We start from the raw sequence: 21,180 nt of genomic DNA on the forward strand, positions 1-21,180 counted from the left end.
AACGCGCGGGTCGCCGACCATGCCCGGAAAGGGCGATGCGAACGGCCGACGGCAGTCACGAAACTTTGCCGCGCAGGAAGGAGATGTCGTCGGCCTGCCCCTCATCCGGCGTCTCGACCACCACCGGCGCCCCCGCGTTCGCGCACACCGCGACCAGCAGGTCCGGATCGATGTTGCCCGCTCCGATGTTGGCATGCCGGTCCCGCGACGAACCGAACTCGTCCCGCGAATCGTTGAGGTGCACCAGATCGATCCGCCCGGTGATCGCCTTCACCCGGTCCACGATGTCCAGCAGTTCCTCGCCCGCGGCATGCGCATGACAGGTGTCCAGGCAGAACCCCGCCCCGAACTCGCCGACGGCATCCCACAACCGCGCCAACGCATCGAATCGGCGGGCCATCGCGTTGGCTCCGCCGGCGGTGTTCTCGATCAAGATCGGCACCTCGAAACCGCCGTCCACGGCCTGTCGCTCGAACAACTTGCGCCAGTTCGACACGCCCTCTTCCGGCGCATCGTCCTTGGTCACGTGCCCACCGTGCACGATCAGGCCCTGCGCGCCCACCCCGGCCGCCGCCTTCGCCTGCTGCGCCACCGCCTTGCGGGACGGAATCCGGATCCGGTTGTTCAACGACGCCACGTTGATCACGTACGGCGCGTGGATGAACACCGCCAGTTCGCTGGCCCGCAACTGCTCGGTCTGCGGATGCGGCTTCGGTGCCTTCCACCCCTGCGGGTCCGACAGGAAGAACTGCACGACCTCCGCGCCACGCTCGGCAGCGGCGGTCAACGGATCATCATCGCGAACGTGGGCGCCGATACGCATACCCAGAGTCTAGGCGGCCGAGCAGGCCGCCTCTCGCGGGACTGAACAGCGCAATCCCCCTGCACAGAAACCTCGTCGACCCCCGGGCGAGCAGTCCCCAACGGCGGTGTCCAGACGTTATCGACTTCTGAGAGAGTTGATCGGCTTTCGCAATTGCACTGCCGTGGGAGGCAAGCCAATGGGTGCACGGGGGAAACCCAATCCACTGATCAAACCGAACGCGCTCAGCCGGACCGCGTCCGCTGGACTCGTCGGCCTCGCGATCATCGCGAGCACCGTCCTTGGTGGCGGGGCCGCCTACGCCGCCGACCCGCTGGTCGTCGACGAGCCGTCGGCGGTCGTTCAAGCAGAGGCCGGCCAGCAGATCCTCGTCGCGCCATCCACCCTCGGCTTCAAGGTCCGCCAAGCCGTGTTGCTGACCATGCCGCTGACCGGTCAGGCCAGCGACGCCGCCGACCGGTTCGCCGCGCTCGCGCCGATCCCGCTCGGCGCCGCCCGCGAAGGCCGCACCTTCTACTCCGGCAGGGACATCGCCGAGGCCGCCGCGCCCCGGCTCGCCGAGATCGGCCTGCCCGCCGACGGGGTCGACGCGGTGACCCGGTGCTTCATCGACCTGGTCAGCATCGGCAACTCCGTCACGGTGAACGCCGGAAAGCCCGAGGAAGAACCGCCGCCGCCCACGACACGCGAGTCCGCGCCCGGGCAGCCCCGGCCGACGCACCCACCGCAACCTGGCCCGACCACGTCGCCGGGCCCGACCGCGCCGCCGTCGACGCCCACGACATCGGCACCGGCCCCGACGGTCAGCGAAGTTCCGGCGATGACCGGTGCCCTGCCGCCCCGCCTGGGCGAGTTATCGGGCAGATCGACGCCGTGGGCGCAGGCGCGCTCCGGCCTGGGCCCGAACCCGGACGACCTCGCGAGACAGGCCGAGGAGCGCCGGAAGGCCCGGGAGCAGCACGAGATCCGCGCCGCGGGCAAGGCCGAGGCGCTGCCCACCCAGGTGACCGATCGAGTCGCCGCCCCGGTGCTGCTCGCCGCGATCGCGCTCGCCGTGGTCACCGCGGCCCTCGTGCGCAGCTGGGTCCTTCGCCGCCACTGACCCGGAAGCTGCCTTTTCGCTGGTCAGCTGCCGTGAGTGCGTCGGGGTGCCGCAGCGCCTCGACACAATCGGGGCTGTGACCTGCGCAGATGCCTCGGCGCGTCGCCCCCGTCGGCAGGGCTGTCGGGGTGGCTTGCTAGCCTTGTCCAGTTCGTCGACGCGACGACCCTCCTGCCACGGAAAGCCCGTGGCCGTGAGTCCACAGGAGGTGAATGGTCTTCATGCGTCATTACGAAGTCATGGTCATCCTGGACCCGAGCATGGACGAGCGCACCGTCGCTCCGTCCCTCGAGAACTTCCTCAACGTTGTCCGCAACGACGGTGGCACCGTCGAGAAGGTCGATGTCTGGGGCCGCCGGCGGCTCTCGTACGAGATCGAGAAGAACGCCGAGGGCATCTACGTCGTCCTGGACCTCAACAGCGAGCCGGCCACCATCAAGGAACTGGACCGGCAGCTGAACCTCAACGAGTCGATCCTGCGGACCAAGGTGCAGCGCAAGGTCGTGGAGCCCCGCAAGGCCGCTCGTGCCGCCAAGGCCCGCGCCAAGGCGTCTGCCTGACCGGCCCCGATCCCGCTAACGACCAGACTGGAGTACCGAGGTCATGGCTGGTGAAACGGTAATCACGGTGGTCGGAAACCTGACCGCCGACCCGGAGCTGCGCTTCACCCCGTCCGGTGCCGCGGTCGCGAACTTCACGGTCGCCTCCACGCCCCGGACCTTCGACCGCCAGAGCGGCGAGTGGAAGGACGGCGAAGCCCTCTTCCTGCGCTGCAACATCTGGCGGCAGGCCGCGGAGAACGTGGCCGAGTCGCTGACCCGCGGCATGCGGGTCGTCGTGCAGGGCAGGCTGCGGCAGCGGTCCTTCGAGACGAAGGAAGGCGAGAAGCGCACCGTCGTCGAGCTCGAGGTCGACGAGATCGGGCCGTCCCTGCGCTACGCCACCGCCAAGGTGAACAAGGTCAGCCGCGGCGGCAGTGGCTTCAGCGGCGGGGGCCCGGCGAGCAGCCCGGCCGACGACCCGTGGGGTTCCGCCCCGCCGGCCGGTTCCGGTGGTGGGTTCAGCGACGAGCCGCCGTTCTAAACGGCGCAGCAACGCTTACGAAGTTTTCGTTCAGGAGGAAGACCGATGGCCAAGGCGCCCGTGCGCAAGCCGAAGAAGAAGGTCTGCGTGTTCTGCAAGGACAAGGCGGCGCAGATCGACTACAAGGACACGACGCTGCTGCGGAAGTACATTTCCGACCGCGGCAAGATCCGTGCCCGTCGCGTGACCGGCAACTGCAGCCAGCACCAGCGCGACGTCGCCATCGCGGTGAAGAACGCCCGCGAGATGGCACTGCTGCCCTACACCTCGACCGCTCGCTGACCCGGAAGGAGACACGTCGTGAAGATCATTCTCACCGCTGACGTGACCGGTCTCGGCGAATCCGGCGACATCGTCGAGGTCAAGGACGGTTACGCGCGTAACTACCTGCTGCCCCGGGGCCTGGCCATCGTGGCCACCAAGGGCGCGCAGAAGCAGATCGAAACGATTCGCCGCGTGCAGGAGAACCGCCGGGTGCGCAACCTGGAGCACGCCCGCGAGTTGAAGCAGCAGCTGCAGGACCTCGGCGCGATCACGCTGACCGCGAAGGTGTCCTCGCAGGGCAAACTGTTCGGTTCGATCACCAGCGGCGACGTCGTCACCGCGGTCCGCAAGGCCGGTGGCCCGAACCTGGACAAGCGCACCGTCGCACTGCGCGGTCACATCAAGTCGCTGGGTAAGCACGTCGTCGACGTGCAGCTGCACCCGGACGTGACGGCCGCCGTCAACGTCACGGTCGCCGGCGAGCAGTGACCCGGTAGTACCGGTTTCCACAACGCAGCATCGTCCACTCCGGCATTCGTGTGATGGGTGGGCGATGCTGCGTCCGGTGCACGCACCGATGGTCACGGCGGAAGCGAAGCCTCGCCGATCCCGACACGCTGAAGACGGCGACACGCCGGGACTTTTCCACGGGTTTCTTCCACAGCCTGTGCACGGCAGTTGACCTGGGGATTCTTCTCGATCATGGCGACTTGTCCCCAGGTTGTCCCCAGCTGTGCGGAAGGCTCGCGGAAGTTATCCCCAGCTCAATTCAATCTATCCACAGGTTGTCCAGAGCTTTATCCACAGCTGGATTTGCCTGCTCCGGGCGGGCGATCTAGCTTCGCGCGCGGGCTCTCGCCCACTACGCGTGATCGTCTTGGCGCCGGAGGAGGTGACGGGTCCGGTGGCGGTGCCCGACGAGCGGGAGGATCCGTACTTCGCCAGCGAGGGCGGGTCCGGCAACAACACCTTCGAACGGCAGCCCCCGCAGGACCTCGCCGCGGAGCAGTCGGTCCTCGGCGGCATGATGCTGAGCAAGGACGCGATCGCCGACGTCGTCGAGGTGTTGAGTCCCAACGACTTCTACCGGCCCGCGCACCAGGCGATCTACGACTGCGTTCTCGACCTCTACGGGCGCGGTGAACCGGCGGACGCGATCACCGTGTCGGCCGAGCTGGAGCGCCGCCAGGAACTGCTCAAGGTCGGCGGCGCACCGTATCTACACACCCTGATCGCCACCGTGCCCACGGCCGCGAACGCCGGTTATTACGCGGAAATCGTTTCGGAGAAGGCGATCCTGCGCCGCCTGGTGGAGGCGGGTACCCGGATCGTGCAGCTCGGCTACCACGGCTCCGAGGGCGCGGCGATCGAAGAGATCGTCGACCGCGCCCAGTCCGCGATCTACGACGTGACGGAGCGCCGGGCCAGCGAGGACTACCACGCCCTCGAAGAACTCCTCCAGCCGACGATGGACGAGATCGACGCCATCGCCTCCCGAGGGGGAGAATCCCAAGGCATCCCAACGGGCTTCACCGACCTGGACGCCTTGACCAACGGCCTCCACCCAGGGCAAATGATCATCGTCGCGGCCCGACCAGGTGTGGGCAAGGCGCTGGCGCTCGAAACACCGCTGCCGACCCCGGATGGCTGGACCACGATGGGTGAGGTCGCGGTCGGCGACTACCTGATCGGCGCGGACGGCAAACCGACCAAGGTCGTCGCGGCAACCGAGGTTATGCACGACCGGCCCTGCTACGAGGTCGAGTTCTCCGATGGCACGGTCATCACTGCCGATGCCCAACACCAGTGGTTGACCGGCACCCGGGCATCGCGGAAGTCGGCGCAAGCCGCTGCGGTCGGATACAACGGCTACCGCAACCAGCGAACCTTCGCGGAAGTGCGGACGACCGAGGAAATCGCGGCGACCCTGCGCTGCGACACGGCCGATCGACGGCTCAACCACTCGGTGAACGCCGCACGGGCGCTCGACTTGCCGGAGCGAGATCTCCCCATCGCGCCCTATGTGCTGGGCGTCTGGCTGGGTGATGGCACATCGATGTCGGCTGCCTTCACGAGTGCCGATCCCGAGATCGCGATGTACGTGGAAGCGGAGGGTTACCACGCTCCGCGAGTGCGTGACCGTTACTACCGGATCCAACCGACGTGCGGTCTGCGCCAGGGCCAGGCATGCCGGAATGAGCCGGGAACTGTTCAAGCCCTGCTCCGGACGATGGGAGTACTGGGCAACAAGCACATCCCGGCCGAATACCTCCGGGGTTCCGAATCCCAACGCCGTGCGATTCTCGCGGGTCTTCTCGACACCGACGGCACGGTGGCACCGAGCGGATCCGTGCAGTTCAGCGTGACGAGTGAGCGACTGGCACGCGATACGTACGAGCTCATCGTCGGCCTCGGCTATCGCTGCACCATGACGACCAAGAGGGTCCGTGGCCGAACGGAAGCGTCGTCCACGGCCTTCACGCTCACGTTTACCACGCAGGACGAGGTTTTCCGGCTGAACCGCAAGAAGTTGGTTCACAAGGAGCGCAACGCGCGTTCACCTCGGATGGTCGGCACTCGCTTCATCACTGACGTGCGGCTGGTGGCGAGCGTGCCGGTTCGGTGTGTGGAGGTGGACTCTTCGGACCACCTTTACCTGGCGAGCCGATCGATGATCCCGACCCACAACTCGACGCTCGGGTTGGACTTCGCCCGGTCGGCATCGGTGAAGCACGGGCTCGCGAGCGTCATCTTCTCGCTGGAAATGGGGCGCACCGAGATCGTCATGCGCATGCTCTCCGCCGAGGCCCGGATCCGGCTCGGCGACATGCGCGGTGGCCGGATGACCGACGACGACTGGACGCGGCTGGCGCGACGGATGAGCGAGATCAGCGAGGCGCCGCTGTTCGTCGACGACTCACCGAACCTGACGATGATGGAGATCCGCGCGAAGGCCCGGCGGCTCAAGCAGCGCCACGACATCCAGCTGATCGTCGTGGACTACATGCAGCTGATGACCTCCGGCAAGCGCGTTGAGTCCAGGCAGCAGGAGGTCTCGGAGTTCTCCCGAAACCTCAAGCTGCTCGCCAAGGAGCTCGAAGTCCCGCTGATCGCGATCTCCCAGCTCAACCGAGGCCCGGAACAGCGAACGGACAAGAAGCCCCAACTATCCGACCTGCGCGAAAGTGGTTCGCTCGAACAGGATGCCGACATGGTGATCCTGATCCACCGGCCGGATGCGTTCGAGCGAGACGATCCGCGAATGGGCGAAGCCGACCTGATCCTGGCCAAGCACCGCGCCGGTCCAACCGCAACGATCACCGTCGCCCACCAACTGCACTACAGCCGCTTCGTCGACATGGCCCAGGAATAACCCGCCTGTGTAGGGTCTCATTTTCGGCTGCACTTTCTCACGGATCGCTGCACTTGGGCTGCACTTGTGCAGTCGACGTGAGATTGGGCCATCTGTGGTGGACGCGAGCACCGCAGTGCCCGTTCTTTGGGGCGAGAGCTTCACGGCAGCCTGACTGGTCGGATCACGTCCACGTCCGTCCGGCACACTCCGCGAGCTCGCGCGAGCTGCTGTGGCCCTCGGCCTACGCCGTGATAGGAGGCTCTGATGGGTTCGTTCGATGTGCCGCTGGACGATGAGCGCCCAGCTCGATGCATTCGTCGAGGAATATCGCAGCGCCATTGAGGCGACTCTCGACGGTCTCACCGAGGAACAGGTTCGCCGCCAGCTCGTCTCGTCGGCGACGACACTGCTAGGGCTGCTCAAGCACGTCACGTGGATGCAGCGGGTTTGGTTTGAGGAGTGCGTCGGCGGCACGTCCCGCCGGGAACTCGGCCTGGTGCAGAGTCCGGATGAATCCTTCCGACTCTCCGACGACGACACCGTCGCCTCGATCACGGCAGCCCACCGGGAAGCCTGTGCCATAGCCCGGACGGCGATCGCAGACCTGCCACTGGACGCCGTCGTGATGGGCCACCGGGCCGGACCGCGCACGCTTCGCTGGGTGTACCTGCAAGTTCTGCGGGAGCTGGCCCACCATTGCGGACACGCCGACATCCTGCGCGAACAGGTACTTGCAGACTGAGCTCTGAGACCAAGTCTTAGGAAATGCACCCGGTCTTGAGACAGCGCGCGCGTGATCCTGACTGAGACAACCGGAGAAGCCGCAGGTCAAGCAAGATCAACATGTCACCCGATCTGAGACCCTATACCTGTAGGTGACCAGCAGTTGCGGCGCGGCTCTTAAAATGCGCCGATGGCCATTGATATTGCGGAGTACGACGCTTCCTGGCCCGAACAGGGAGCCCAGGCTAGCGCGGAGTTGATCGACGCACTGCCCGGGCTGTTCCTGAACGTCGAGCAGGTGGGCAGCACCTCCGTACCGGGTCTGGCCGCCAAGCCGGTGATCGATTTGATGGCGTCGGTTACGAGGCTGGACGACGTTACCGCCGACCGGGAGGCCGTGTTGGAGCGGCTGGGCTACCGGCCACAGGAGACCGGGATGCCCGAGCGGCTGTTCTACTACCGGAACACTGACGTCGGGCGGCGCAGCCACCACCTGCATATCGTTACCGCCGACACTTGGGGCACTCGTAACGAGCGGCTGTTCCGCGACCACCTGCGGATGCATCCGGAGGTGGCGGCCGAGTACGGAGAGCTGAAGCGGCGCGTCGCTGCTGAGGAAGACAACGGACTCGCCTACACCAAGCGCAAGACGGAGCTGATCCAACGCGCAGTCGACCACGAGCGTGCCGCCCGCGGCCTGCCCCTCGTGCCGGTTTGGGAGGAGTGAGCCCGACGCAGCGGCCGACACCGCTTGGTGCGCCTCCGAAGAAATGCCACGAAACTGAGACTGACCTTGACCTGTCAACAGGTGAGAAAACAACAAACGCGCAGGTCAAACAAGATCAAGATGTCACGCGGTTTGAGACCCTACAGTCAGCGGCCTGCGCTGCTCCGGTCTTGGTCCCGATTTGAGAGCCACCGTACTGTCGGCTGCGCTGGTTCGCTGCTTCGCGGAACGAGCTCCGATGATCGGGTTGACGACATCGGCGGGGTTGTCGGGGGCATGCCCGAGACTCGGGTCTGTGCCCGAGTTTGGAATCACGACCAGCGAGTCCGCGCTGGAAGATCCGCGGAAAGGCTTTGGACCTGGGGTCGGCGATCGCGCGACGGAATTTGCTGTTTCCGCAAAGAACTTTGCCCGAATTTTGCCGCCCGGGGCAGGGTTGTAGTCGGAGGTGGTCACGATGACCCGACAGCAACGGCCCGGCGACACCCGGGGCGGAAACACCGAGGACACCGCGGACTCCCGGTTCCGGCCGGAAGCCCTTCTCGAACGAGTCGGAAGCGTGCGTTTGCGCGCTCGTCATGAGGATCGACGGCATGGCTTCTGACGATCGCCGCGAGGCGCCGACGACGTACCAGGAGCTCTGGGACCGGACTTACCTAAGCCGCGAGCAGCTCTTCAGCGGCTCGCCGAACGGGGTGCTCGTCACCGAGGTGCCCGGCCTGCCGCCGGGGCAGGCGCTCGACGTGGGATGCGGCGAAGGCGCCGACGCGCTCTGGTTGGCCCGGCGCGGATGGCAGGTCACTGCGGTGGATGTTTCCCAGGTCGCGTTGGAGCGCGCTGCCCGAGCCGCAGGTGGTCACGGCGTCGCTTGGACACGCGCCGACCTGACCGCCACGGCCCCACCGGCCGACGCGTTCGACCTGGTGTCGCTGCAGTATTTTCCGCTTCCGCACCAGCCGGACCACAGCGCTTTGCGCGGCTTGCTGGCGGCAGTCGCGCCGGGCGGCACACTTCTGGTCGTCGGCCACGACCCTGCTGAGGTGCCGCCGGACAATGAGCACGGGTTCGACCCGGGTGACTACTACCAACCCAGCGAGATCGCCGCGCTCCTCGACGAAAACTGGACCGTCCTGATCGACGAAACCCGCCCGCGAACCGCTCCCGCCCCGGCGGGCACACACCACGCCCACGACATGGTCCTCCGCGCGCAGCGCCATCGGTGCTAGAAACGCGCCGTTCAATGATCGGGTGACGGGAAAAGCGGATTCCCGGCTTGTCAACGGGATCCCGGCGCTACAAGCCACCGGGTTCAGCCTCGAGACACATCTCGTCGAGTGCCTGCGCGCCGGTCGCGCACAGATTCGATCGAGCCTTACCGGCGCAAGCTCGCGGAGGTGGACTGTCTTATGTGGATTCGGCACACTCGCGGTCGGCGGCGTCGTCCAGGCCGTCACCTGCCTGTGCGCTCAGGTCGCACCCGCCACGAAGATGCAGAACGGATGCCCGGCGGGGTCGGCGTAGACGCGCAGAGGCTCCTCGGGATCGTCGGACCGGTCGCGGAGCAGGCGGGCACCGAGGGCCAAGGCCCGCTCGTGCTGGACGTCGAGATTTGCCGGAGTCGGCACCGTCAGGTCGAGGTGCAGTTGCTGCGGGCGCGGGCCCGCCTGCCACGTCGCTTCCGGCAGCTCGATCACCTGCTGGAACGCCACCCGGAGGCGACCGTCGGCGTCGAGCAGCACTAGCCAGTCCTGCCCCGCCGGGTCCGGCTCGCCGGGGGCCGGCGGCTCGTCCCCAGGGCGGTATCGGAAGCCCAGCAGTCGGCGGTAGAACTCCGCCAGCGCCCGCGCATCGGTGCAGTCCAAGACGATCTGCCGAAGCACTGGAAAGTCCACCGAACCACCTCCGTCGGCGAGTCTGCCACCGCTCGGTGTCCGGCTCGACCTCAAAGCTGAGCAGGTGGTTTGCGGGCCAGGAGGTGGGCCTGCGAGGTTCGCTCGGTCTCGTCGGCTTCGCACCAACCGGGCGGGCACGACGAATCCGGCGTCGCACAGCAACTCGGCGAGCCGATTCGGCGGCCACCGGTGGAAATCCAGCCCCTCCGCGCGGCCGAACGCCTCGGCGATGTGCTGCGGCTCGTCGCCGACCCGAAAGGCAAGCAGCAGGTGGCCGCCCAGGAAGTAGAACTCGCTCAGCACCAGCGGCACCAGCTCCGGCAGCGTGTGGATGATCGAGTACCAGCCGACGACGCCAGCAACCACGCCGTCGGCCTGCTCCAGGGCGTTCATCGAACCCTCGTCGAACCGCAGGCCGGATGCGACCGCGTTGCCACTGCCACCATTTCCGCCGATAAATCCATGCTGCGGACGTCCAAGCCAAGAGAATGCAGGTGTGCGGCCACATTGCCGAGCCCGCACCCGACGTCGGTGACCGGTCCACCCCCGTCACCCCGCACGAGCTCGGCAAACGTACCGAGCATCGCGCGGCCCAGCGGCCTGGCTTCGAATTCGGTCTTGAAGTGCGCTGCGACGTCAACGTCAACGGCGTCGTAACCAGCGCGAACCGAAGTAGGCGAGTTCGGTCATGACCAAGAACAGTAGCTTGGGAATCCGATGCAGGTGCCCGGTCATGGGCTCTGACCTGGGGCCAAGGTTCGTCCAGTATGACCGTGATTGACTCCTCTGCCCGGCCCTAATGGCCCTTGTGTGGCCCGAAGTGGCTGGAGCCCGGACGGCTTCACGCTGACCGGTCCGGCTGTCCGGAACGGCCGCAGTAGGTGACCGTCATAGGCCGGTTGGCAAGCCGACCCGGAGCGGAGTGCAACGAGCCTGATTCTGAGTTGCTGATGGCTGCGGCGGTCCTGCATGACGTCGGTTATGCGCCACACCTGGTAGACACGGGTTTCCATCCGCTCGACGGCGCGCGGTTCCTTCGGGCAGTCGGCGCAAATGAGCGGTTGTGCGCAATAGTGGCGCATCACTCGGGTGCCAGGGTTGAGGCGGCGATTCGTGGACTTTCGGATGAGTTGGCTGAGCTTGCTGATGAGCGGAGTCCGTTGCGGGATGCTTTGTGGTACTGCGACATGACGACTGGGCCGGATGGGCAGCGGTTGACGTTCGATGAGCGAGTCGCCGAGATCGAACGGCGGTACGAGCCGGGGTCGGTGACGCGGTGGTTCTTAGCTGAGGGCTATGACGAGTTGGAGGCCGCGGTGCAGCGGACGACTCGGCGGCTCGTTGCTGCGGGACTGGCTATTGCTGATCAGCCGATGTAGGGCTCAGTGCGCTGTTGGAGGCCGTGTTCGATGCGGAGGCGGTTGGCCTGGCCGATGTTGAGAGTGGTGATGTCTGCGGGGTTTAGCCAGTGGACTTCTTTGCTTTCGCTGCTGGTGCGGGGTGTGCCGCCGATGGGGCGGGCGCGGAAGCAGAGGGAGAACTCTTGGCGGACTTCGCCGTCGTCGTAGGCGATGACGTGGCCGGGGTCGGAGTAGACGCCTATGAGCTCGGTGATCTCGATGTTGATGCCGGTTTCTTCGGCGGTTTCGCGGATGGCCGCCTGGGCGACGGTTTCGCCGATGTCTTGTGCGCCTCCGGGGATGGCGTACTGGTCGTTGTCGGTTCGGCGGATCATCAGGACTCGGTCGGCGTCGTCTTGGACGAAGGCAGCGACCGCGACGACGATGCTGTTGGCCGTCGGGGCGGTGGGGTCGTTGTAGTAGTCGCGTTTGGGCACGTCAGCGTGTCTACCACTTCGGCAGTTTGGCCGCGTTCCAGACCGCTTCGAAGCTTTCGGAGTAGGTCTCGAAAAGGTCGCCCGCAGACAATCGCCTCAGGTGCAGGGCCGGGGCGTGTGGGGCCTGGAAGCCGTAGACGTGCGGGTTGACGATCATGTCGTCGTCATAGCGGTAGATCGAGTTGTACAGCGTCGTCCCGTGGCAGCGGATCTCGATCCCATCGACCGTAGAGACCGGTTTGAAGAACGCGAGGGCTTGGCGGATCTTTGCCGAGATGGTGCTCTTGCCGATGTTCTCTTCGGCGCTGCGGCGGGTGATGGCCGCGTTCGTGGGGTCGCCGAACAGCAACCGGACGCGCGCGCCGTTGTTGGCCTTGTTGGTGAGTTTCCGCAGGATGGTGCGGTCCTCGTTGAGGAACATGCCTACGTAGACCAGGATTTCGACCTCGCTGGTGGCGCGGTCGAGGAGCTGGTTCCAGAGCTCCCGGGGAACGCCGTGACGATGCGGGTAAACCTTGACGATTTCGGATCCGCTGACTTCCGCGCTGCGTTCTGGCTCGATGGCGTCCGGCCAGAGATAGCTTTCGGACTCGCGCACCATTGCGGCCACTGCGTGGCGGTGCTTGGGTAGGGGGTCCTGGACTTTGTGATCCAACGTTCGACCGTCTTGGGGTCGACCTTGGTCGCCTCGGCGACTTGCTCAGGCGTGATTCCGTTGCGCAGCAGGGCATCTCGTAGCCGCTCGTTCCGCATTTCGCCCCCTAGGGACAAGTAGGGACACCTCGGACGTTAGCAATGACGTCCTTAGAAGTCCCGCAGCGTGGTGCTCGTGTCCCACAATTTCGCCGAAAGTCGTGGTCAGACGTCGAGAACGGCTCGGCGCAGAGCTCAGGAGGACCACGATGGCTATCCCGGACGGCTGCTGGGTCCAAATTCGCGGCGCGGGGTGATAGGGAGCCGCGAGATGCAAGGCATGGTGCATGTGCACGTTACGACGGAGGTCCCTATCCGGGCTCGCGCACTGGCCTTCGCCGACCGAGTTGAGATTCGGTTCGGCAAGGCGTTTCCGGTCGCGCTGTTGGTCGACCGAGATGCAGTGGACAGGCTTCGACAGGCGCTCAAGGACGGGATGGATGCGTTGGTCGCGGCCGATGAACAGCCGGGGAAGGTGTGAGGCGGATATGCCGATTTTCGTCACGGTGGAGCCGGATAGTGGGACTCGCGCCGAGTGTCTGATCTATGCGACGGGGACGCCGATGTTGGCGATTCATGATCCGTCGGCGAGCGTGATGGTCACGGTTGGGCAGTCCCCTGAATCTGCTGCGCGGGCGGCGGGGTTCGCGGCGCAGTTGGTCCGTGCTGGCCAGCAGTTCGAGCATGAGGCCCGTCGGTGCGCTGGTTTGGCTAGCGGCATCACTGCGGCTGGTTCGCTGAATACAGGACCACTTGTCTGTGAGGTCCCGGTGAGTCAGTGGCCTCGTGAGGAGCCGTCATGACTGAACCGTTGGGGGCGGTCTTTGCCGGCTGATTTCCTGAACAGTGTTGCGTTGCCGGGCAGGCCGACGCGGTTGCTGATCGTGGATCGCACCGGGATTGAGACGCGTGTGTGGCCGCAGTTCAAAACCATTGACCTGCTCATCGACTGCCGGGCACCGATCCTCTACACGATGAGTCGGCGGAACCTGTTGCGGCTCAATGAGTCCGTCAGCGCCGCTGTCGCGGAGCTCGACGGCCAGGAATTCGGGGGTTGACGTGTTCGTGAAATTCCTGCGGCGTTGGCGGAAGAACCTGGAATGGCGGCGGATGCGGCGTCGGCGAGTGCGTGTCTACCTGTAGAGGCTTGGTCAGCCCACGCCGATGCGGGCTGACCTCCGGTTGGCGGGGCGGTATTCCCCCGGCCTGCCCCGCCAACCATCCACGGACGGGATCACCACGTGGGGAAGAACCAGACCACAGACTTGGGAGAATTGCGCAGGCTAGCGCTGACGATCGCGAATCAGATGGCAGACCTCAGCGACCGTGTTTCCGGGTTGGAGACTCGGGTTCCGACTACTCGGCAGGGAACTTCGCCTTCGAGGGAGGCGACCCGCTCGGTGAGCTGCTCGACAGCGGAACTGAGCGGCTGGAACAGCCGGGCTAGATCCGCCGCAGCAGACGACAAGGCCGGATGATGATCGAGTACCGCGAAAGCCGGGCGGAACGGTCGGCGGACGAAGACGGCCTCGGCGAAGAGGGACCGGTCGGTATGTCCCGCGAGCTAACTGCACGCGCATAACACGAAGCGGGTCCGAGACATCAAAAAGGTTCCCCCGAAGATCGGGACCACCCTTGCTGACGTGCTGAAACTGTGTTGAGAGCGGATGACGGGAATCGAACCCGCGTTCTCAGCTTGGGAAGCTGATGTTCTACCATTGAACTACATCCGCAGTGCCTTTCGGCTGGATCAGCCTAACACGGTGGCGCGCGAAGATCGTTGCCGGGTTCCCGATACGCTGTGTGTGTGTTGCTGAGTGACCGGGACCTGCGCAAAGAGCTCGACGAGGGCCGTCTCGAACTGGATCCGTTCGACGCCGCCATGATCCAGCCGTCGAGCATCGACGTCCGGCTGGATCGTTTCTTCCGGGTCTTTGACAACACCCGGTACACGCACATCGATCCGTCGAAGCAGCAGGACGAGCTGACATCGTTGGTGGAGACCCCCGACGATGATCCGTTCGTGCTGCATCCGGGCGAGTTCGTGCTCGGGTCGACCTTCGAGTCCGTGCGGTTGCCGGATGATCTGGCCGGCCGGTTGGAAGGCAAGTCGTCGTTGGGGCGGCTGGGGCTGTTGACGCATTCGACCGCCGGGTTCATCGATCCCGGGTTCACCGGTCACATCACCCTGGAGCTGTCCAACGTGGCCAACCTTCCGATCACCCTCTGGCCGGGGATGAAGATCGGACAGTTGTGCCTGTTCCGGCTGTCGAGTCCCGCAGACTTCCCTTACGGCTCGAAGCAGGCCGGGTCGCGGTACCAGGGGCAGCGCGGGCCGACGCCGTCGCGGGCGTACCTGAACTTCCGGCGCACCGACACCCGAAGGTGACCCCGGGTACCCAGGTTGGATGGTCGTCGGCGAGGACGCGCACCTGCCCTTCCAGTGTGGCGCGGTGGCGCTGGGTCTGCGAACGCTTTCGTGCTGTTCTTCGCCGCCTCGTGGGGCGTCGTGATGTGGGTGCTGCTGGGTGAGATGTTTTCGGCGCGCATCCGCGCGGCGGCGCTGGCGGTCGGGACCGCGACGAACCGGATCGCGAACTGGCTGGGGACGGTGAGCGTCCCCAGCCTGCGGGACTGGAACCTGCCCGCGACCCATTTCGGTATGCGGCGTTCGCGTTGATCTCCCTGGGGTTTGTGGTGCGGTATCTGACGGAGACGAAGGGGCGTTCGTTGGCGGAAATGGGTCGCTGACCTGCTCTGATGCGTGAGGGGTGTCCCCTGGTGGGGGCGCCCCTCGAATTTTTCCTGGGTTCGGGGAACAACGCCGGCGCGCTGCGCGTATTACGTACCGTACGGCGTACGAAGGAGCGCGCATGGCCTCTCGTGACATCACCCCGTTCCGCCTCGACATCCCGCAGCAGGACCTGGATGACCTCCGGGAGCGGCTGGTCCGGGCCCGCTGGACCGACGAGGTGCCCGGGCTGGGCTGGAGTTACGGCCCGCCGCTGGGCGATATGCGGGAGCTGGCGGAGTACTGGCACAGCGACTACGACTGGCGCGTGCAGGAGGCGCGACTGAACGAATTCCCGCAGTACACCACCGAGATCGACGGCGAGAACATCCACTTCCTGCACGTCCGTTCGCCGCAGCCGGAAGCGCTACCGCTGATCCTCACGCACGGCTGGCCGAGTTCGGTCGCCGAGTATCTGGACGTCATCCGGCCGCTGACCGCACCGGACGGCCAAGAGCAGGCGTTCCACGTGGTCATCCCGTCGTTGCCGGGTTACGGCCTGTCCGGGCCGACCCGCTCCGTCGGTTGGGGCGCGAACCGGGTCGCGCGGGCCTGGGCTGAGCTGATGAGTCGGCTCGGGTACGAGCGGTACGGCGTGCAGGGCGGGGACTGGGGGACGTGGATCTCCCGCGAGCTGGCGATCATCGCGCCGGACAACGTGATCGGCCTGCACACCAACGGGATGATCACGTTCCCGTCGGGCGACCCGGACGAGATGGCCGGGCTCACCGAGGTTGATCACGCGCGGATGGGCGCGTGGCAGCGCTACACCGACGAGCTGTACGGCTACAAGCTGATCCAGTCCACGAAGCCGCAGGCGTTGGCGTATTCGCTGGCGGACTCGCCGATTGGCCTGCTGGCGTGGATCGTCGGTGTGCTCAGCGAATGGACCGACTGCGAGGGCACGCCGGAAGACGCGACCGATCCGTGCCGTTCTGCAACTGCGCGAAATCGCCGTCCGTCCACCCAGATGCGGTGGCGGTGCGGGATTCCAAGGATCGCGACGGGCCGGTGTTGGCGTTTCCGGCCGCTTCCTGGGGGGCTTTCCTGATCCTGTTAGCCGACCGTTGAGCTTGCAGATTCGGCGATAGGACGAAGCCTTTCCGCATGGCCGTCACATCCCCGGGCCGGGTGTGGGGCGGCGGGGGCTTGCGGTGCGGGGGCAGGGCCGGTGCCGGCGTGGGGCCGGGGGTCAGAGTTCGGGCCGGGGCGGGGAGTTGGGAGATCATGCCGCTGGGCGGCTCGCTCTGGGCCAGCCCGAACGCGATGGCGATTGCCAGGGCTAGGACGCTGAGCATCAGAAGCAGCCAGTGCCTAGCCCTAGGGAACGCGATGCCGGTCACCAGGCCCAGGGAGCTGAGCATCACAAGCCAGGCCCGGACGGTCGAACCTCCGGTGCCGGGTTGCGCGAGTTTGTGATCTGCGCGGGATTCCCAGCTCGCCGGTTCTTCGCCGTATGCCTGGATCAGTTCGGCCGTCAGTGCCGGGCCCAGTGCGAGCGGCGCGATGAACGCCCGGAGACAGCTGTTGATCTCGACTATCTCGCTTGCTACCGCGCGGCACTGATCGCACCTGTCGAGGTGGGTTTCGACCAGGATCCGGTCCCGCTTCGACAACGCATTCCTGGCCCAGTTACCCAGCCGGGAGGTCGCGGCCCGGCATCGCTCGTCGGACACCTCGGCCAGGTGGGCGTTCAGGTACTCCATGCGCAGACCTGCCCGAGCGCGGTAGGAGAGCGCGGCCACGGCGTTCGGCGTCAGCCCAAGCAGTGGAGCGGTTTCGGCGGCCGTTCGTCCCTGTATCTGGGTGAGCCAGAGAACTTTCCGCCAGTTCTCCGGGAGGCGGGCGAAGGCTTTCGCGGCGAGCGTGCGCTCGGCCGCATCCACTGCGGCGTCCTCGACGGGGGCCGTTGGCTCGCGGGCCGGCACCAGTTGGACGTCTTCGACCAACTGGACTTTGCGCGCGGCTTTCGTGCGGTCGTAGGCGGTGTGCCGCAGCGCAGTCAGGAGGTATGCGCGAAACGCCCTCGTGGGGCCTCGGCCGTCGAGCAAGGTGTCGAGCACTTTGGCGAACGTCTCGGAGACAAGGTCGTCGGCTTCGGCTCCGGAACGGCAGAGCTGGCGGGCCAAGTTGTACGCGGCGGGGACGTGTCGCTCGTAGAGCTGCCCGTAGGCCGCTATCTCCCCGGCGCGAACCAGTTCGATCAGTTCGACATCGCTGAGCTCGGGCGTCTCGGTCATCGTTCCTCCGCGCATCCGGTTCGCCGATGACTACCGGGACTGGCTCGGGGCCGGGGTATGACGCCGGAACGAGAAATCTTCGCGGAGTCCGTCATCGCCGATATCGCGGCCCGTCTGCTGTGCATGAACGGATTCACTGCGGCGCGCGGGCGGGTGTGATGGAACGGCTGCACACCTTGGCACTGATCGTCTTGGTGCTCGGTTTCCTGAGCCGGTTCCTGCTGTTCGGGGTGAGTCTGCTGGCGCACCACCGGTGGCGGATCCCGATCAAGGACATCGAGCGCCTGATCCGGGCCTGCTATCCCCGACGACCGCGGCCGGGCCAGGACGATCCCGCTGATATCTCTAGGGCCAGCGGCGTGGCCGTCGAACTCAGGCCGGGCTGTCGACCGGTGCAGGATCCGAAGATTGACCTACTACGCGGCACGCCCCCGGCGAAGCACGAGGGGCACCCTGCGCCAAGCGACTTGGCCCAGGGTGCCCCTCGTCTCGAATGACGCCCCGTCAGCTGCCGGTGGGTGCCGGGTCGGCGGCGTCCTCTGTGGACGCTTCGCCGCGCTTGACCGCCGAGAGCAGCAGTTGGGCGACGTCGACGACCTCGATCGACTCCGAGGCGATCTTCTCGCTCTGGCGCGCGGTCAGGCCGTCGGAGAGCATCACCTTGCAGAACGGGCAGCCGGTGGCGATCTTCGACGGTGCCGTGCCCAGCGCCTCGTCCACGCGCTCGACGTTGATGCGCTTGCCGATGCGTTCCTCCATCCACATCCGCGCGCCGCCAGCGCCGCAGCACATCGAGCGGTCCGCGTGCCGGGGCATTTCCCGGAATGTCGCGCCGGCGGCGCCGACCAGTTCCCGCGGCGGCGTGTAGACCTTGTTGTGCCGCCCCAGGTAGCACGGGTCGTGGTAGGTGACGTCCTCGGCGACCGGGGCGACCGGCACCAGCCGCTTCTCCCGCACGAGCTTGTTCAGCAGCTGGGTGTGGTGCACCACCTCGAAGTCGCCGCCCAGCTGCGAGTACTCGTTGGCCAGGCTGTTGAAGCAGTGCGCACAGGTCGCGACGATCTTGCGTTTGCCGCGCTCGCGGCCCTCGAACACCGAGTTGAGCACCTCGACGTTCTGCTGCGCCAGCATCTGGAAGATGAACTCGTTGCCCGCGCGCCGCGCCGGGTCGCCGGTGCAGGTCTCCTCCGGGCCGAGCACCGTGTAGCCGACCCCGGCCCGGTGCAGCAGCTCGGCCACCGCGCGGGTGGTCTTCTTCGCCCGGTCCTCGAACGCGCCCGCGCAGCCGACCCAGAACAGGTACTCCACGTCGTCGGCCAGCTCACCGTCGAACACCGGGACCTCGAAGTCCAGGCCCTCGGTCCAGGCCAGCCGGTCCTTGGCGTTCTGGCCCCACGGGTTGCCCTTGTTCTCCAGGTTCTTGAACATCCCGCCCAGCTCGGTCGGGAAGTTCGACTCGATCATCACCTGGTAACGGCGCATGTCCACGATGTGGTCGACGTGCTCGATGTCCACCGGGCACTGCTCCACGCACGCCCCGCAGCTGGTGCACGACCACAGCACGTCGGGGTCGATGATGCCCATCTCTTCCGGGCCGCCGATCAGCGGCCGTTCGGCCTCGGCCAGCGCCAGCGCGTCGATCTTGGCCAGCCGGGCCTCGGCGTCGTCGCCGGTGATGCCGACTTCGTCGCCGGCCAGGTCCTTGCGGCCACCGGCCAGCAGGTACGGGGCCTTGGCGTAGGCATGCTCACGCAGCGAGGTGACCAGCAGCTTCGGCGACAGCGGCTTGCCGGTGTTCCAGGCCGGGCACTGCGACTGGCAGCGGCCGCACTCGGTGCAGGTGGTGAAGTCCAGCCAGCCCTTCCAGGAGAAGTCCTCGACCTTGCCCGCGCCGAAAACGTCGGTGTCGGGGTCGGCCTCCTCGAAGTCCAGCGGCTTGCCGCCGCTCATCATCGGCTTCACCGCGCCCAGCGCGACCCCGCCGTCGGCCTCGCGCTTGAAGTAGATGTTGAAGAACGCGGTGAACCGGTGCCAGGCCACGCCCATCGTGATGTTCGAGGCGATCACGATCACCCAGATCATCGCGGACAGGATCTTGAACGTGGCGAACACCGACACCGCCGCGGTGCTGGCCGGCAGCACGCCGCCGATCGCGTAGGTGACCGGGGCCGCCCACACCGGTGCCTCGAACAGGCCCGAGGAGTACTTGAACGCGCGCAGGCCCATGATGCCCGCGCCCTCAAGCACCACCACGGCCTCCACGAAGTAGGCCTGCCAGAAGTTCGAGCCCTGGAAACGAGAGACCCGGCCCGCCCGGCGCGGGTGGTTGAGCTGGCGCACGCCGATCAGCCACAGCCCGCCCAGGATCGTGGTCACCCCAAGGAACTCGACCAGCAGGTTCCACAACGACCACTCGCCCAGCAACGGGAAGTGAAACGGCGGGTAGAAGACCTCGAAATAGGCCTCCAGCACCGTCAGGCTCAGCCCGCCGAAACCGGCCATCACCAGCCAGTGCGCCACGCCGACGTGGCCCCACTTCAGCATCCGGGCATGGCCGAGGATCTCCTTGACCATGTTCCCGAAGCGGGCGCCGAACGGGCCCTTCCTGGTCGGGTCCGGTTGCCCGAGCCGGATGGACGACACCATCCGCCGGACGGTCCTGACGACCAGCACCACCGCGACCACCGTCACGGCGAGACAGATCAGGCCCAGGACGAGCTGCAGGGCACCCATGCTCGCGGCCTCCTGTTCGAGGGTTGTCCGTTTAGGGAGCGTACGCCCTGTTACCCGCTGGTAACTACGGGGGCTGGGCGCGCATATCGGGAACAGTCGGTGATTCTGCGAGACCGCTGGGCGAAAAACTAGTTGTGCACTTGTACAGTTTTTTCCGATATTGTCGGGTGTGCGAGGGGTTCGTCCGGCTTCGCGAGACGCGCGGTCGTTGCAGACGTTTCGGGAGTTGTTCCTGTTAAGCGTGTGCGGCGCGGCATCACGATTTCGCCGCGAGTCGGCCCCCGCGGATGTCGATCGCGGCAGACTTGCGGTCGACGGTGCGATTTTCGCCACGTATTCGATCGAGCGAACGGGCGGTCCGGCTATGTCAATCACGTGGGGGCCGGAATTAGGGGGTTTGGCATGACCGAATCGGACAGTGGATCGATGCGTGCGTCGGACGCGGACCGGGAGGCGATCGCGCAGCGGCTGCGGGCGGGGCTCGACGAAGGACGGCTCAGCATCGTCGAGTACGACGAGCGCCTGCGGCAGGCATACGCATCGACGACGTTCAGTCAGCTGGAGCCGTTGGTCGCCGATCTGCCGGAGCCGGTGCCCGCGAAGCCGTCGGCGGAGACCGTCAAGCGCGAGCGCGATAAGCGCAAGGTGGTCAAGGAATGGCGGGACTGGGCGAGCGTCACCTTCATCCTGGTCGCGATCTGGGGTGTGACCTCGATCGCCTCCGGTGGGCCGCTCTTCTTCTGGCCGATGTTCCCGATGGGCATCTGGGCGGCGGTCAACCTCGCCTCGATGATCTCCGGTGGCGGCGGCCACAAGAAGTGCAAGGAATCCGATTCGGATCACTAGGAATGCCGCGTGCCGGCGTGGCAGGCTACCCATACCCAAACAACTAGGGCGGTCGTACAAGTTCCCTGGGA

22 protein-coding genes, 1 tRNA gene and 3 pseudogenes are annotated in these 21,180 nt (G+C 66.3%); 18 read left to right on the forward strand and 8 right to left on the reverse strand.

Annotated features, from left to right (window positions below):
- Positions 1-55: 55 nt before the first annotated feature.
- Positions 56-823, reverse strand: a complete 768-nt coding sequence (locus BJ970_RS09695) for a deoxyribonuclease IV (protein ID WP_184725961.1) — start codon at positions 821-823, stop codon at positions 56-58.
- Positions 824-1,001: 178 nt separating this feature from the next.
- On the opposite strand from BJ970_RS09695, the gene BJ970_RS09700 reads away from it, so the two are divergent.
- The 9 genes from BJ970_RS09700 (at position 1,002) to BJ970_RS09740 (ending at position 9,303) form a co-directional block, all read left to right on the forward strand.
- Entirely contained in the window at positions 1,002-1,925 is a 924-nt protein-coding gene (locus BJ970_RS09700; RefSeq protein WP_184725962.1) for a hypothetical protein, read from the forward strand.
- 212 nt (positions 1,926-2,137) lie between these two features.
- Complete coding sequence (rpsF, locus tag BJ970_RS09705) at positions 2,138-2,485, forward strand: 30S ribosomal protein S6 (RefSeq protein ID WP_184725963.1); 348 nt, start codon at positions 2,138-2,140, stop codon at positions 2,483-2,485.
- Positions 2,486-2,528: 43 nt separating this feature from the next.
- Complete coding sequence (locus tag BJ970_RS09710; protein ID WP_184725964.1) at positions 2,529-3,008, forward strand: single-stranded DNA-binding protein; 480 nt, start codon at positions 2,529-2,531, stop codon at positions 3,006-3,008.
- A 45-nt stretch (positions 3,009-3,053) separates the two neighbouring features.
- Positions 3,054-3,290: a 30S ribosomal protein S18 gene (rpsR, locus tag BJ970_RS09715; protein ID WP_093151213.1), complete on the forward strand. Its 237-nt coding sequence runs from the start codon at positions 3,054-3,056 to the stop codon at positions 3,288-3,290.
- An 18-nt stretch (positions 3,291-3,308) separates the two neighbouring features.
- Positions 3,309-3,761: a 50S ribosomal protein L9 gene (rplI, locus tag BJ970_RS09720; protein WP_184725965.1), complete on the forward strand. Its 453-nt coding sequence runs from the start codon at positions 3,309-3,311 to the stop codon at positions 3,759-3,761.
- A 421-nt stretch (positions 3,762-4,182) separates the two neighbouring features.
- On the forward strand, positions 4,183-6,645 hold the full coding sequence (gene dnaB / locus BJ970_RS09725; protein WP_312864443.1) for a replicative DNA helicase: 2,463 nt from the start codon (positions 4,183-4,185) through the stop codon (positions 6,643-6,645).
- Between the two features lie 274 nt (positions 6,646-6,919).
- Entirely contained in the window at positions 6,920-7,369 is a 450-nt protein-coding gene (locus tag BJ970_RS09730) for a DinB family protein (RefSeq protein WP_246470804.1), read from the forward strand.
- Between the two features lie 171 nt (positions 7,370-7,540).
- Positions 7,541-8,077, forward strand: coding sequence for a GrpB family protein (locus BJ970_RS09735; RefSeq protein WP_184725967.1), 537 nt, complete (start codon positions 7,541-7,543; stop codon positions 8,075-8,077).
- Positions 8,078-8,670: 593 nt separating this feature from the next.
- Positions 8,671-9,303, forward strand: a complete 633-nt coding sequence (locus BJ970_RS09740; RefSeq protein ID WP_184725968.1) for a class I SAM-dependent methyltransferase — start codon at positions 8,671-8,673, stop codon at positions 9,301-9,303.
- Between the two features lie 240 nt (positions 9,304-9,543).
- On the opposite strand, the gene BJ970_RS09745 is transcribed toward BJ970_RS09740, so the two are convergent.
- Together BJ970_RS09745 and BJ970_RS39940 are read right to left on the reverse strand one after the other, a co-directional pair.
- Positions 9,544-9,969, reverse strand: coding sequence for a VOC family protein (locus BJ970_RS09745; protein WP_184725969.1), 426 nt, complete (start codon positions 9,967-9,969; stop codon positions 9,544-9,546).
- A gap of 389 nt (positions 9,970-10,358) precedes the next feature.
- Positions 10,359-10,553 (reverse strand): methyltransferase domain-containing protein, encoded by a 195-nt coding sequence (locus BJ970_RS39940; protein ID WP_376775012.1) that lies wholly within the window; start codon positions 10,551-10,553, stop codon positions 10,359-10,361.
- A 366-nt stretch (positions 10,554-10,919) separates the two neighbouring features.
- Between BJ970_RS39940 and BJ970_RS09755 the strand changes: the two genes are divergently transcribed.
- Positions 10,920-11,348 carry an HD domain-containing protein gene (locus tag BJ970_RS09755; RefSeq protein WP_246470805.1) on the forward strand — a complete coding sequence of 143 codons (429 nt, stop codon included), beginning with the start codon at positions 10,920-10,922 and terminating at the stop codon, positions 11,346-11,348.
- On the opposite strand, the gene BJ970_RS09760 is transcribed toward BJ970_RS09755, so the two are convergent.
- Together BJ970_RS09760 and BJ970_RS09765 are read right to left on the reverse strand one after the other, a co-directional pair.
- Positions 11,336-11,806: an NUDIX hydrolase gene (locus BJ970_RS09760; RefSeq protein WP_184725970.1), complete on the reverse strand. Its 471-nt coding sequence runs from the start codon at positions 11,804-11,806 to the stop codon at positions 11,336-11,338. The genes BJ970_RS09755 and BJ970_RS09760 overlap by 13 nt on opposite strands.
- A gap of 10 nt (positions 11,807-11,816) precedes the next feature.
- Positions 11,817-12,559 (reverse strand): annotated as a pseudogene (locus BJ970_RS09765) (DUF5919 domain-containing protein).
- 211 nt (positions 12,560-12,770) lie between these two features.
- Here BJ970_RS09765 and BJ970_RS09770 point away from each other — a divergent pair.
- Together BJ970_RS09770 and BJ970_RS09775 are read left to right on the forward strand one after the other, a co-directional pair.
- On the forward strand, positions 12,771-12,980 hold the full coding sequence (locus BJ970_RS09770; RefSeq protein ID WP_246470807.1) for a hypothetical protein: 210 nt from the start codon (positions 12,771-12,773) through the stop codon (positions 12,978-12,980).
- 373 nt (positions 12,981-13,353) lie between these two features.
- On the forward strand, positions 13,354-13,557 hold the full coding sequence (locus BJ970_RS09775) for a hypothetical protein (RefSeq protein WP_184725971.1): 204 nt from the start codon (positions 13,354-13,356) through the stop codon (positions 13,555-13,557).
- Positions 13,558-14,161: 604 nt separating this feature from the next.
- Here BJ970_RS09775 and BJ970_RS09780 read toward each other — a convergent pair.
- Positions 14,162-14,232, reverse strand: a tRNA-Gly gene (locus BJ970_RS09780).
- A gap of 74 nt (positions 14,233-14,306) precedes the next feature.
- Between BJ970_RS09780 and dcd the strand changes: the two genes are divergently transcribed.
- From dcd to BJ970_RS09800, 4 genes and pseudogenes are all read left to right on the forward strand, one after another.
- Positions 14,307-14,888, forward strand: a complete 582-nt coding sequence (gene dcd, locus BJ970_RS09785) for a dCTP deaminase (RefSeq protein ID WP_184725972.1) — start codon at positions 14,307-14,309, stop codon at positions 14,886-14,888.
- A 90-nt stretch (positions 14,889-14,978) separates the two neighbouring features.
- Positions 14,979-15,179, forward strand: coding sequence for an MFS transporter (locus BJ970_RS37700; RefSeq protein ID WP_312864183.1), 201 nt, complete (start codon positions 14,979-14,981; stop codon positions 15,177-15,179).
- A gap of 193 nt (positions 15,180-15,372) precedes the next feature.
- Positions 15,373-16,056: pseudogene (locus tag BJ970_RS09795) on the forward strand (epoxide hydrolase family protein); the annotation flags it as partial.
- 119 nt (positions 16,057-16,175) lie between these two features.
- The gene (locus tag BJ970_RS09800) at positions 16,176-16,361 is read left to right on the forward strand and encodes a DUF397 domain-containing protein (protein ID WP_184728998.1); all 186 of its coding nucleotides are present in this window, start codon (positions 16,176-16,178) and stop codon (positions 16,359-16,361) included.
- Positions 16,362-16,858: 497 nt separating this feature from the next.
- On the opposite strand, the pseudogene BJ970_RS37705 reads toward BJ970_RS09800, so the two are convergent.
- Positions 16,859-17,545, reverse strand: a pseudogene (locus tag BJ970_RS37705) (RNA polymerase sigma factor); the annotation flags it as partial.
- 143 nt (positions 17,546-17,688) lie between these two features.
- On the opposite strand from BJ970_RS37705, the gene BJ970_RS09810 reads away from it, so the two are divergent.
- Entirely contained in the window at positions 17,689-18,027 is a 339-nt protein-coding gene (locus BJ970_RS09810) for a hypothetical protein (protein ID WP_184725973.1), read from the forward strand.
- A gap of 7 nt (positions 18,028-18,034) precedes the next feature.
- Here the strand turns inward: BJ970_RS09810 and BJ970_RS09815 are convergent, their stop codons facing one another.
- The gene (locus tag BJ970_RS09815) at positions 18,035-20,263 is read right to left on the reverse strand and encodes a (Fe-S)-binding protein (RefSeq protein ID WP_184725974.1); all 2,229 of its coding nucleotides are present in this window, start codon (positions 20,261-20,263) and stop codon (positions 18,035-18,037) included.
- Between the two features lie 402 nt (positions 20,264-20,665).
- Between BJ970_RS09815 and BJ970_RS09820 the strand changes: the two genes are divergently transcribed.
- The gene (locus BJ970_RS09820; protein ID WP_184725975.1) at positions 20,666-21,109 is read left to right on the forward strand and encodes a DUF1707 SHOCT-like domain-containing protein; all 444 of its coding nucleotides are present in this window, start codon (positions 20,666-20,668) and stop codon (positions 21,107-21,109) included.
- Positions 21,110-21,180: the final 71 nt, after the last annotated feature.

This window comes from Saccharopolyspora phatthalungensis, assembly GCF_014203395.1.
Lineage (GTDB): Bacteria > Actinomycetota > Actinomycetes > Mycobacteriales > Pseudonocardiaceae > Saccharopolyspora > Saccharopolyspora phatthalungensis.